The sequence below is a fragment of the Streptomyces sp. NPDC014801 genome (assembly GCF_043082085.1).
Classification (GTDB): Bacteria; Actinomycetota; Actinomycetes; order Streptomycetales; family Streptomycetaceae; genus Streptomyces.
The window spans coordinates 242,904-255,882 of the sequence record NZ_JBIBXG010000007.1 but is presented as its reverse complement, the minus strand read 5'-3'; the positions used below and the strand labels follow the sequence as shown (position 1 = coordinate 255,882).

Annotated in this window: 8 protein-coding genes; all 8 read left to right on the top strand. The window is 68.0% G+C overall.

Going from position 1 to position 12,979, the window contains the following annotated elements; genetic code table 11:
- Window positions 1-27 precede the first annotated feature (27 nt).
- The 8 genes from rplA (at window position 28) to ACF1AL_RS18655 (ending at window position 12,841) form a co-directional block, all read left to right on the top strand.
- Window positions 28-753, top strand: coding sequence for a 50S ribosomal protein L1 (gene rplA, locus ACF1AL_RS18690; protein WP_366841145.1), 726 nt, complete (start codon window positions 28-30; stop codon window positions 751-753).
- A 238-nt stretch (window positions 754-991) separates the two neighbouring features.
- Window positions 992-1,849, top strand: coding sequence for a hypothetical protein (locus tag ACF1AL_RS18685; RefSeq protein WP_391780508.1), 858 nt, complete (start codon window positions 992-994; stop codon window positions 1,847-1,849).
- 81 nt (window positions 1,850-1,930) lie between these two features.
- The gene (locus tag ACF1AL_RS18680) at window positions 1,931-2,785 is read left to right on the top strand and encodes a DUF1396 domain-containing protein (RefSeq protein ID WP_386912111.1); all 855 of its coding nucleotides are present in this window, start codon (window positions 1,931-1,933) and stop codon (window positions 2,783-2,785) included.
- A 295-nt stretch (window positions 2,786-3,080) separates the two neighbouring features.
- On the top strand, window positions 3,081-3,611 hold the full coding sequence (gene rplJ, locus ACF1AL_RS18675; protein WP_366841142.1) for a 50S ribosomal protein L10: 531 nt from the start codon (window positions 3,081-3,083) through the stop codon (window positions 3,609-3,611).
- 115 nt (window positions 3,612-3,726) lie between these two features.
- Window positions 3,727-4,116 (top strand): 50S ribosomal protein L7/L12, encoded by a 390-nt coding sequence (gene rplL / locus ACF1AL_RS18670; RefSeq protein ID WP_384204595.1) that lies wholly within the window; start codon window positions 3,727-3,729, stop codon window positions 4,114-4,116.
- A gap of 587 nt (window positions 4,117-4,703) precedes the next feature.
- Window positions 4,704-8,189, top strand: coding sequence for a DNA-directed RNA polymerase subunit beta (gene rpoB / locus ACF1AL_RS18665; protein ID WP_366841140.1), 3,486 nt, complete (start codon window positions 4,704-4,706; stop codon window positions 8,187-8,189).
- A 97-nt stretch (window positions 8,190-8,286) separates the two neighbouring features.
- Window positions 8,287-12,186 (top strand): DNA-directed RNA polymerase subunit beta', encoded by a 3,900-nt coding sequence (locus ACF1AL_RS18660; RefSeq protein WP_366841139.1) that lies wholly within the window; start codon window positions 8,287-8,289, stop codon window positions 12,184-12,186.
- A gap of 121 nt (window positions 12,187-12,307) precedes the next feature.
- Window positions 12,308-12,841 carry a DUF1707 and DUF4190 domain-containing protein gene (locus ACF1AL_RS18655; RefSeq protein WP_391826541.1) on the top strand — a complete coding sequence of 178 codons (534 nt, stop codon included), beginning with the start codon at window positions 12,308-12,310 and terminating at the stop codon, window positions 12,839-12,841.
- Window positions 12,842-12,979: the final 138 nt, after the last annotated feature.

The window sequence follows — 12,979 nt, the reverse complement described above, 5'->3', positions numbered from 1 at the left end:
ACTCCTCAGCACACACAGGAGCATCACGTGAGCAAGCGCAGCAAGGCTCTCAAGGCTGCGGACGCCAAGGTCGACCGGGAGAAGCTGTACGCCCCGCTCGAGGCCGTCCGTCTCGCCAAGGAGACCTCCACGACCAAGTTCGACGCCACCGTCGAGGTCGCCTTCCGCCTGGGTGTCGACCCGCGCAAGGCCGACCAGATGGTGCGTGGCACCGTGAACCTGCCGCACGGCACCGGCAAGACCGCCCGGGTCCTGGTCTTCGCGACCGGTGACCGTGCTGCGGCCGCGGAGGCCGCGGGCGCCGACATCGTCGGCTCCGACGAACTGATCGACGAGGTCGCGAAGGGCCGTCTGGACTTCGACGCCGTCGTCGCCACCCCGGACCTCATGGGCAAGGTCGGCCGCCTCGGCCGCGTGCTCGGTCCGCGTGGTCTGATGCCGAACCCGAAGACCGGCACCGTCACCCCCGACGTGGCCAAGGCCGTCACGGACATCAAGGGCGGCAAGATCGAGTTCCGTGTCGACAAGCACGCGAACCTGCACTTCATCATCGGCAAGGCGTCCTTCGACGACACCAAGCTGGTGGAGAACTACGGCGCGGCCCTGGAGGAGATCCTCCGTCTGAAGCCGTCCGCCGCCAAGGGTCGCTACATCAAGAAGGCCGCGGTCAGCACCACCATGGGCCCCGGCATCCCGGTCGACCCGAACCGCACCCGCAACCTCCTCGTCGAGGAGGACCCGGCCGCGGTCTGAGCCTGACGCTCACCGAAGTCGGTCACGGGCCCCGCCCCCTGGTTCCAGGGGGCGGGGCCCGTTCCCGTGTCCGCCCCCCTCCGCGGACCGCTTCCCGTCTCGGTCCTCTCCCCGGACCGCTTCCCGTCTCCGTCCTCGCCCCGGACCGCTTCCCGTCTTCGTCCCCTCCGCGGACCGCTTCCCGTGCCGCCCCGCGCGGGTTAGCGTGAAGATCGCGGGGGAGCGGAGGGGGAGCCGGATGAGGAGCATCGGACGAGGGACGGTGCCGTTCGCGGTGCCGGTGCTGCTGACGGCCGTACTGACCGCCCTGTCGGGGTGCACCGGAGGGGACGGCGCACCGCGTCCCACCGCCTCGCCGCGCCACCTGGACGCCCGTACCGCCGCCGCGCTGCGCGCCGTCGAGCAGGCCACCGTCCGGGCCGGGTCCGCGCGGATCAGCTCGACCACCGTCATGGGCAGCCTGCTGTCCACCCGCAGCGAGGGCACCCTGGACTGGGCGGGCGACTCCACCGGCACCCTGACCATCACCTACACCGCCGGCACCCTCGCCGCGCCGCTGCGGGCGCTCGGCTCCACCACCATGGAGGCCCGCCTGCTGCCCGACGCCTACTACGCGCGCGTGGGCGCCGAGTTCGCCCGCCGCATCGGCGGCCGCCACTGGATCCGCTACGACTACGACGACCTCGCCGGGCTCCCTGGCAGCTCCGGCGGCTATCTGCGCGACCAGCTGCGCAACACCGCCCCCGTGCCGCCCGTACGGCTGCTGCTGGCCTCCGGTGACGCCCGCGCCGTCGGCGAGGAGACCGTCGCCGGCCGCCGCGCCCGGCACTACACGGGCACGGTCGACGTCGCGAGCCTGGCCGAGGGAGCGCTGAAGAAGCAGCTCACCGACGCGGGCGTGCGCAGCGAGCAGATCGACCTGTGGGTCGACGACCGGCACCTGATCGTCAAGAAGACCGAGAAGGCCGCGATGACGACCGGCCTGATGACCCAGACGGCCACCTACGGCACCTACGGCGTCTCCGTCGCCGTACAGCGTCCGCCGGCGGCCGACACGAAGGACTTCGCGGACCTCATGCGCACCGGTGAGCCCTGAAAACCAGAGGTCTTACCGTGCTCTTACCGATACCCTCGCCAGGCTGCCGTGGGGCAGCCGTGTCTTCCGTGGGGGGAAACCATGAAGAAGTCCTCTGTCATACCGGCCGCCTCGCTCACCGCGCTGCTGCTCGCCGGGGCCGTCGGGTGCGGCAAGGGCGAGGAGAAGTCGCCGGAGATGTCCCCGGCCGCGGCCGTCGCCGCGGCCGCGAAGAACGCCGACGCCGTCACCTCCTTCCGCTACCGCATGAGCGGCACCGTGCCGGAGCAGGGCACAGTGCGCGGCGAGGCCGCCATGAGCGTCGAGCCGCTCGCCATGAGCATGAAGATGACGGTCGAGGGCGGCGAGGACGCGGGCGAGGTGGAGATCCGGCTCGTCGACCAGGCGCTGTACATGGGCGGGGGCGCCGAGGCCGCCAAGGAGATGGACGGCAAGAGCTGGCTCAAGTTCGACATGTCCGCCGCCGACGGCGGCGCGGGCGCCGGCGGGATGGGGGCGGCCGGGGGACAGGCCCGCAAGAACCCGGCGGCCGACTCCACCTTCCTGGACGGCTCCAAGGACGTGAAGAAGGTCGGCTCCGAGACCGTCGAAGGGGTGCGGACGACCCACTACGCGGGCACGGTCACCCTCGCCGACCTCAAGGCCTCCCTGACCGGCAAGGACCAGGCCACCCGCGAGAAGCGGCAGAAGAGCGTCGACCAGTACGACAAGCTCGGCGTCGACGCCTTCACCATGGACCTCTGGATCGACGGCGAGCAGCACACCAAGCAGTTCCGCATGCGCGGCGACGCCGACAAGGGACCGCTCGACATGACGGTCACCTTCCTCGACCTGAACAAGCCGGTGACGGTCACCGCTCCGCCGGCCAAGGACGTCGCGGACTTCGAGCAGATGATGAAGGACGCCATGGAGGAGGCGGCGGCCGAGCAGAGCTGATCCCCCTTACGGGCGGATTTGCTCGACGGCGCCCCGTTCCCGTACTCTCCTACAGAAGCCAAAGACCGCTGGTCGTTGCCGTGCCCCAACAACGGGGTCGGTGGCCGAAGGATCCGCTGAAAATGCGGGCGACCCGCGCAGGTGACAGTGGAAGAACTCCCGGAGTGCGTGTGTGTCCGCACGCGTGTGCTGCCGGTCGAGTCCGCCCCGTGCGCCTGCGCCGGGGCGTTTCGTTTTCCCCAGTCCTCCTTCGGGTCCGCGCGGTCCGAATCACCCGGAAGGAGGCCGAGGCTCTATGGCGAGGCCCGACAAGGCTGCCGCGGTTGCCGAGCTGACGGACAAGTTCCGCAACTCGAACGCCGCCGTGCTGACCGAGTACCGCGGTCTCACCGTGGCGCAGCTGAAGACGCTGCGCCGCTCGCTCGGTGAGAACGCCCAGTACGCCGTGGTGAAGAACACGCTGACCAAGATTGCGGCCAACGAGGCCGGGATCACGACGCTGGACGACCAGTTCGCTGGTCCGACGGCCGTCGCCTTCATCACCGGTGACCCGGTGGAGTCGGCGAAGGGTCTCCGTGACTTCGCCAAGGACAACCCGAATCTCGTCATCAAGGGCGGTGTGCTCGAGGGCAAGGCCCTCACCGCCGACGAGATCAAGAAGCTTGCGGACCTCGAGTCCCGCGAGGTTCTGCTCAGCAAGCTGGCCGGTGCCATGAAGGGCAAGCAGTCTCAGGCTGCCGCGCTCTTCCAGGCGCTGCCGTCGAAGCTCGTCCGCACCGTGGACGCGCTGCGCGCCAAGCAGGCCGAGCAGGGCGGTGCCGAGTAATTCGGCTCGCTTTCCGATCCTCGCCTGACGTGAGGCGAGGGTCGTAGCGGGCCAACGTACGCCCGCCTTACCCAGTACATCCGGCACCTGCCGATTGAGTGGAAGGACCGCCATCATGGCGAAGCTCAGCCAGGAAGACCTGCTCGCCCAGTTCGAGGAGATGACCCTCATCGAGCTCTCCGAGTTCGTGAAGGCCTTCGAGGAGAAGTTCGACGTCACCGCTGCCGCCCCGGTCGCCGTGGCCGCCGCCGGCGCCGCCGGTGCCGGTGCGGGCGCCGAGGCCGTCGAGGAGAAGGACGAGTTCGACGTCATCCTCACCGGCGCCGGCGAGAAGAAGATCCAGGTCATCAAGGTCGTGCGCGAGCTGACCTCCCTGGGTCTGAAGGAGGCCAAGGACCTCGTCGACGGCACCCCGAAGCCGGTCCTCGAGAAGGTCAACAAGGAGGCCGCCGACAAGGCCAAGGAGGCCCTCGAGGGCGCCGGCGCCTCCGTCGAGGTCAAGTAAGACCTTTCGCGACCGCATGAGCGGCCTCGCGGGGGCCAGGACGTGAAGACGTCTCCCCTGGGGCTGTAACGCGAACGCACCGAAGGGCGATCATCCATCCGGGTGGTCGCCCTTCGGCGTTCCCCGGGGGACGGCCCGGGCTGCCTTGCACCTGTGTTCGTGAGGGGTAAGGTGATCTTCGTCGTGTCTCGGTCGCCCCGGTTCGGACAAGGGGGGCCTTGACGAACCGCACGCAGCGCGCAATTCTCAGGACGCGTCGTCACAAGGATCCGAATCCGAGGCATGGATCGACGACGAAGAGGGCAGTATCAACGTGCGTTGAAGGCAGGCATGCCGCAGGCGTTGAGAAGAGTGAGGTCTCCGAAATGCGGGACTGGACATCAGTGTGCCAAGTGGCTACACTGACCCTTTGCGCTGCCTGTTAGCTGTCCCCTGCCCGTCACCAGGGGTCTGCCCTCACTCGAGCACTGACCGACAGATCGTCTCCGACCTGGCCTTATCCGCCGGATCGGACGCCACCTGTCTCTGTGTACGGGGGAGGGGCCGGTACGCGCGTAGTGAGTCCGAGCCCTCGGAAGGACCCCCTCTTGGCCGCCTCGCGCAACGCCTCGACCGCGAATACGAACAACGCTGCCAGCACCGCCCCGCTGCGCATCTCCTTTGCAAAGATCAAGGAGCCCCTCGAGGTTCCGAACCTTCTCGCGCTGCAAACCGAGAGCTTCGACTGGCTGCTCGGCAACGACGCGTGGAAGGCTCGCGTCGAGGAGGCCCTCGAGAACGGTCAGGACGTCCCCACCAAGTCCGGTCTGGAGGAGATCTTCGAGGAGATCTCCCCGATCGAGGACTTCAGCGGGTCGATGTCGCTGACCTTCCGCGACCACCGCTTCGAGCCGCCGAAGAACTCGATCGACGAGTGCAAGGAGCGCGACTTCACGTACGCGGCCCCGCTCTTCGTCACCGCCGAGTTCACCAACAACGAGACCGGCGAGATCAAGTCCCAGACCGTCTTCATGGGCGACTTCCCGCTCATGACGAACAAGGGCACCTTCGTCATCAACGGCACCGAGCGTGTCGTGGTGTCGCAGCTCGTCCGTTCGCCCGGTGTCTACTTCGACTCCTCCATCGACAAGACGTCCGACAAGGACATCTTCTCCGCCAAGATCATCCCGTCCCGGGGTGCCTGGCTGGAGATGGAGATCGACAAGCGCGACATGGTCGGTGTGCGCATCGACCGCAAGCGCAAGCAGTCCGTGACCGTCCTGCTCAAGGCGCTCGGCTGGACCACCGAGCAGATCCTCGAGGAGTTCGGCGAGTACGAGTCCATGCGCGCCACCCTGGAGAAGGACCACACCCAGGGCCAGGACGACGCGCTGCTCGACATCTACCGCAAGCTGCGTCCGGGCGAGCCCCCCACGCGTGAGGCCGCGCAGACGCTGCTGGAGAACCTCTACTTCAACCCCAAGCGCTACGACCTGGCCAAGGTCGGCCGCTACAAGGTCAACAAGAAGCTGGGTACGGACACCCCGCTGGACGCCGGGATCCTGACCGTCGAGGACATCATCGCGACGATCAAGTACCTGGTGAAGCTGCACGCCGGCGAGACCGAGACGGTCGGCGACAACGGCCAGCCGGTCGTCGTCGAGACCGACGACATCGACCACTTCGGCAACCGTCGTCTGCGCAGCGTCGGCGAGCTCATCCAGAACCAGGTCCGTACGGGTCTGGCCCGTATGGAGCGCGTCGTCCGCGAGCGGATGACCACCCAGGACGTCGAGGCGATCACGCCGCAGACCCTGATCAACATCCGGCCGGTCGTCGCCTCCATCAAGGAGTTCTTCGGCACCAGCCAGCTGTCGCAGTTCATGGACCAGAACAACCCGCTGTCGGGTCTCACCCACAAGCGCCGTCTGTCGGCCCTTGGTCCGGGTGGTCTCTCCCGTGAGCGGGCCGGCTTCGAGGTCCGTGACGTGCACCCGTCGCACTACGGCCGCATGTGCCCGATCGAGACGCCCGAAGGCCCGAACATCGGTCTGATCGGCTCGCTCGCCTCCTACGGCCGGGTCAACGCGTTCGGTTTCGTCGAGACCCCGTACCGCAAGGTCATCGACGGCCAGGTCACCGACGAGGTCGACTACCTGACCGCCGACGAGGAGGACCGCTTCGTCATCGCGCAGGCCAACGCCACGCTCAACGACGACCTGCGCTTCGCCGAGGCCCGTGTGCTCGTCCGCCGCAAGGGCGGCGAGGTCGACTACGTCGGCCCCGAGGACGTGGACTACATGGACGTCTCGCCGCGCCAGATGGTGTCGGTCGCGACCGCCATGATCCCCTTCCTCGAGCACGACGACGCCAACCGTGCCCTCATGGGCGCGAACATGATGCGTCAGGCCGTGCCGCTGATTAAGTCCGAGGCGCCGCTCGTCGGCACCGGCATGGAGTACCGCTCCGCGGTCGACGCCGGCGACGTGGTCAAGGCCGAGAAGGACGGTGTGGTCCAGGAGGTCTCCGCGGACTACATCACCACCGCCAACGACGACGGCACGTACATCACGTACCGCCTGGCCAAGTTCTCCCGGTCCAACCAGGGCACCTCGGTCAACCAGAAGGTCATCGTCAACGAGGGCGACCGCGTCATCACCGGCCAGGTCCTGGCCGACGGCCCGGCCACCCAGAACGGCGAGATGGCGCTCGGCAAGAACCTGCTGGTCGCGTTCATGCCGTGGGAGGGTCACAACTACGAGGACGCGATCATCCTGTCGCAGCGCCTCGTGCAGGACGACGTCCTCTCCTCGATCCACATCGAGGAGCACGAGGTCGACGCCCGTGACACCAAGCTCGGCCCCGAGGAGATCACCCGGGACATCCCGAACGTCTCCGAGGAGGTCCTCGCCGACCTCGACGAGCGCGGCATCATCCGCATCGGTGCCGAGGTCATCGCCGGCGACATCCTCGTCGGCAAGGTGACCCCGAAGGGTGAGACCGAGCTGACGCCGGAGGAGCGCCTGCTGCGCGCGATCTTCGGTGAGAAGGCCCGTGAGGTCCGTGACACCTCGCTGAAGGTGCCGCACGGCGAGACCGGCAAGGTCATCGGCGTGCGCGTCTTCGACCGCGAGGAGGGCGACGAGCTGCCGCCGGGCGTGAACCAGCTGGTCCGCGTCTACGTCGCGCAGAAGCGCAAGATCACCGACGGTGACAAGCTCGCCGGCCGTCACGGCAACAAGGGCGTCATCTCCAAGATCCTGCCGATCGAGGACATGCCGTTCCTGGAGGACGGCACCCCGGTCGACATCATCCTCAACCCGCTGGGTGTCCCGTCCCGAATGAACCCGGGACAGGTCCTGGAGATCCACCTCGGCTGGCTCGCCAGCCGCGGCTGGGACGTCTCCGGCCTGGCGGACGAGTGGGCGCAGCGCCTGCAGGCGATCGGCGCCGACAAGGTCGAGCCCGGCACCAACGTGGCCACCCCGGTCTTCGACGGTGCCCGTGAGGACGAGCTCGCGGGTCTGCTGCAGCACACCATCCCGAACCGGGACGGCGAGCGCATGGTGCTCCCGACCGGCAAGGCGCGGCTGTTCGACGGCCGCAGCGGTGAGCCGTTCCCGGACCCGATCTCGGTCGGCTACATGTACATCCTCAAGCTGCACCACCTGGTCGACGACAAGCTGCACGCCCGCTCGACCGGTCCGTACTCGATGATCACCCAGCAGCCGCTGGGTGGTAAGGCCCAGTTCGGTGGCCAGCGGTTCGGTGAGATGGAGGTGTGGGCCCTCGAGGCCTACGGCGCCGCGTACGCCCTCCAGGAGCTGCTGACCATCAAGTCCGACGACGTCACCGGCCGCGTGAAGGTCTACGAGGCCATCGTCAAGGGCGAGAACATCCCTGAGCCCGGCATTCCCGAGTCCTTCAAGGTGCTCATCAAGGAAATGCAGTCCCTGTGCCTCAACGTGGAGGTGCTGTCCAGCGACGGCATGTCCATCGAGATGCGCGACACCGACGAGGACGTCTTCCGCGCTGCGGAGGAGCTCGGTATCGACCTGTCCCGGCGCGAGCCGAGCAGCGTCGAAGAGGTCTGACGGGAGTCCGGCGGGGCCCCGACCCACAGGGGCCCCGCCGACCCCCAGGCCCCCGTACAGACCACAGACTTACGACCCTGAGAGGGATTGACGCATAGTGCTCGACGTCAACTTCTTCGACGAGCTCCGGATCGGCCTGGCCACCGCTGACGACATCCGTCAGTGGAGCCACGGCGAGGTCAAGAAGCCCGAGACCATCAACTACCGCACCCTCAAGCCCGAAAAGGACGGACTCTTCTGCGAGAAGATCTTCGGTCCGACCCGGGACTGGGAGTGCTACTGCGGCAAGTACAAGCGTGTCCGCTTCAAGGGCATCATCTGTGAGCGCTGCGGCGTCGAGGTGACCCGCGCCAAGGTGCGCCGTGAGCGGATGGGCCACATCGAGCTGGCCGCCCCCGTCACGCACATCTGGTACTTCAAGGGTGTCCCGAGCCGGCTGGGCTACCTGCTCGACCTCGCCCCGAAGGACCTGGAGAAGGTCATCTACTTCGCGGCGTACATGATCACGTACGTCGACGAGGAGCGCCGTCAGCGCGACCTGCCCTCGCTGGAGGCCCACGTCTCCGTCGAGCGCCAGCAGATCGAGCAGCGCCGCGACGCCGACCTCGAGGCCCGCGCCAAGAAGCTCGAGACCGACCTGGCCGAGCTGGAGGCCGAGGGCGCCAAGGCCGACGTGCGCCGCAAGGTGCGCGAGGGTGCCGAGCGCGAGATGAAGCAGCTGCGCGACCGTGCGCAGCGCGAGATCGACCGCCTCGACGAGGTGTGGAACCGGTTCAAGAACCTCAAGGTCCAGGACCTCGAGGGCGACGAGCTGCTCTACCGCGAGCTGCGCGACCGCTTCGGCACGTACTTCGACGGCTCGATGGGTGCCGCGGCGCTGCAGAAGCGCCTGGAGTCCTTCGACCTCGAGGAGGAGGCCGAGAAGCTCCGCGAGATCATCCGTACCGGCAAGGGCCAGAAGAAGACCCGCGCCCTGAAGCGGCTGAAGGTCGTCTCCGCGTTCCTGCAGACGTCCAACAGCCCCAAGGGCATGGTCCTGGACTGCGTCCCGGTCATCCCGCCGGACCTGCGTCCGATGGTGCAGCTGGACGGTGGCCGCTTCGCGACCTCCGACCTGAACGACCTGTACCGCCGTGTCATCAACCGCAACAACCGTCTGAAGAGGCTCCTCGACCTCGGCGCGCCCGAGATCATCGTCAACAACGAGAAGCGCATGCTTCAGGAGGCTGTTGACGCCCTCTTCGACAACGGTCGTCGCGGCCGTCCGGTGACCGGTCCCGGTAACCGCCCGCTGAAGTCCCTCAGCGACATGCTGAAGGGCAAGCAGGGCCGCTTCCGTCAGAACCTGCTCGGCAAGCGCGTGGACTACTCCGCGCGTTCCGTGATCGTCGTCGGTCCGCAGCTGAAGCTGCACCAGTGCGGTCTGCCGAAGGCGATGGCGCTGGAGCTGTTCAAGCCGTTCGTGATGAAGCGCCTGGTCGACCTGAACCACGCGCAGAACATCAAGAGCGCCAAGCGCATGGTGGAGCGCGGCCGCACGGTCGTGTACGACGTCCTCGAAGAGGTCATCGCCGAGCACCCGGTGCTGCTGAACCGTGCTCCCACCCTGCACCGCCTCGGCATCCAGGCCTTCGAGCCGCAGCTGGTCGAGGGCAAGGCCATCCAGATCCACCCGCTCGTGTGCACCGCGTTCAACGCGGACTTCGACGGTGACCAGATGGCCGTGCACCTGCCGCTGTCCGCGGAGGCGCAGGCCGAGGCCCGCATCCTGATGCTGTCCTCGAACAACATCCTCAAGCCGGCCGACGGCCGTCCGGTGACGATGCCGACCCAGGACATGGTCCTCGGTCTGTTCTTCCTCACCACCGACGCCGAGGGCCGCAACCCCAAGGGCGAGGGCCGCGCGTTCGCTTCGGTCGCCGAGGCGATCATGGCGTTCGACGCCGGCGAGCTGTCCCTGCAGACCCCGGTCGACATCCGCTTCCCGGTGGGCACCATCCCGCCGCGTGGCTGGGAGCCGCCGGTGCGCGAGGAGGGCGAGCCGGAGTGGCAGCAGGGTGACAGCTTCACGCTGAAGACCACGCTGGGCCGTGCGCTCTTCAACGAGCTGCTGCCCGAGGACTACCCGTTCGTCGACTACGAGGTCGGCAAGAAGCAGCTCTCCCAGATCGTCAACGACCTGGCCGAGCGCTACCCGAAGGTCATCGTGGCGGCGACGCTCGACAACCTGAAGGCGGCGGGCTTCTACTGGGCGACCCGTTCCGGCGTCACCGTGGCCATCTCCGACGTCGTCGTCCCCGAGGCGAAGAAGGAGATCGTCGCCCGCTGGGAGGCCGCGGACGAGAAGGTCCAGCGCCAGTACGAGCGTGGTCTGATCACCAAGGACGAGCGCACCCAGGAACTGATCGGCATCTGGACCAACGCGACCAACGAGGTCGCCGAGGCGATGAACGAGAACTTCCCGAAGACGAACCCGATCTTCATGATGGTGAACTCGGGTGCGCGAGGAAACATGATGCAGATGCGCCAGATCGCGGGTATGCGCGGTCTGGTGTCGAACGCCAAGAACGAGACCATCCCGCGTCCGATCAAGGCGTCCTTCCGCGAGGGTCTGTCCGTGCTGGAGTACTTCATCTCCACGCACGGTGCCCGTAAGGGTCTGGCGGACACCGCTCTGCGTACCGCCGACTCGGGTTACCTCACCCGTCGTCTGGTCGACGTCTCCCAGGACGTCATCATCCGCGAGGAGGACTGCGGCACCGACCGTGGCCTGCGTCTGCGGATCGCCTCGCGCGAGGCCGACGGCTCGCTGCTCAAGGCGGAGGACGTCGAGACCAGCGTGTACGCGCGCTGCCTCGCCGAGGACATCGTGGTCGACGGCAAGGTGCTGGCCCCGGCCGGCACCGACCTGGGCGACGTGCTCATCGACGAGCTCATCGCGCAGGGCGTGGAGGAGGTCAAGACCCGCTCGGTCCTGACCTGTGAGTCCGCGGTCGGCACCTGCGCCATGTGCTACGGCCGTTCGCTCGCCACCGGCAAGCTGGTCGACATCGGTGAGGCGGTCGGCATCATCGCCGCCCAGTCCATCGGTGAGCCCGGTACCCAGCTGACGATGCGTACCTTCCACACCGGTGGTGTGGCCGGTGACGACATCACCCAGGGTCTGCCGCGTGTCGTCGAGCTCTTCGAGGCCCGTACCCCGAAGGGTGTCGCCCCGATCTCCGAGGCCTCCGGCCGCGTGCGGATCGAGGAGACCGAGAAGACCAAGAAGATCGTCATCACGCCGGACGACGGCAGCGACGAGACGGCCTACCCGATCTCGAAGCGTGCCCGTCTCCTGGTCAGCGAGGGCGAGCACGTCGAGGTGGGCCAGAAGCTCACCGTGGGTGCCACCAACCCGCACGACGTGCTGCGCATCCTGGGCCAGCGTGCCGTCCAGGTCCACCTGGTCGGCGAGGTCCAGAAGGTGTACAACTCGCAGGGTGTGTCGATCCACGACAAGCACATCGAGATCATCATCCGGCAGATGCTGCGCCGTGTGACGATCATCGAGTCCGGCGACGCCGAGCTGCTGCCCGGCGAGCTGGTCGAGCGCTCGAAGTTCGAGCAGGAGAACCGTCGTGTGGTCCAGGAGGGCGGTCACCCCGCCTCCGGCCGTCCGCAGCTGATGGGTATCACCAAGGCCTCGCTGGCCACGGAGTCCTGGCTGTCGGCCGCCTCCTTCCAGGAGACGACCCGAGTCCTGACGGACGCGGCGATCAACGCCAAGTCCGACAGCCTCATCGGCCTGAAGGAGAACGTCATCATCGGTAAGCTCATCCCGGCCGGTACGGGCCTGTCCCGCTACCGCAACATCCGGGTCGAGCCGACCGAGGAGGCCAAGGCCGCGATGTACTCGGCCGTCGGCTACGACGACATCGACTACTCGCCGTTCGGCACCGGCTCCGGCCAGGCCGTTCCGCTGGAGGACTACGACTACGGTCCGTACAACCAGTAAGGCGCACGTCCACTGAAGGGCGGTCACCCCGTACGGGTGGCCGCCCTTCGGCGTTGTGCCGGTGCCGGACGCGGCGGTTCGGCGCATCATGGAGGGACGCCGGCGCTTCGGGGAGGTGCTCGTGTCGCAGTCGCCGTATCCGTGGCAGCCCTGGCAGCCCTGGCAGCCCGGGCAGCAGCAGTGGCGGGGGATGCTGGCCTCGCACGCCGACCGGGAGCGCGCGGTGGACGTGCTCAGAGCCGGTTACGGCGAGGGGCGGATGGAGCGGGAGGAGTTCGAGGAGCGGGTCGCGCGGGCCTACGCGGCCCGGACGGTGGGGGAGCTGGCGGTGCTGGTGGCCGACCTGCCCCAGGGGCCCGTACCGCCGTCCCTGCCCGCGCCGTACGCGGCCGGGGCGTACCAGCCGCTGCCGCGGCCCAGGACGAACCAGAAGGCCGTGGGGGCCGCCGTGTGCGGGCTGCTGTGCGTGCCGACCCTCGGGCTCACCGGGATCCCGGCGGTCGTCCTGGGGCACGCGGCGCGCTCGGAGATCCGCAGGACGGGCGAGCTGGGGGAGGGGCTGGCGCTCACGGGGTGCGTTCTGGGGTGGTTGGCCACCGCCGGCTGGGCACTCGTAGTGGTCCTGCTGGCGGTCGTCTCGGTGGCCGTCGGCTGACCTCGGCTCTGGGGCGTGAGAGCAGTGTGCGAAGCGGACCGTGGCCGCCGAATCGAAGATCACGTGGGCTCGGCGGGCTTGACATGCACAGCGGGACGATGCGGGCGGGGCCCATTTGTTTTGACCGTAGCGTTTGAG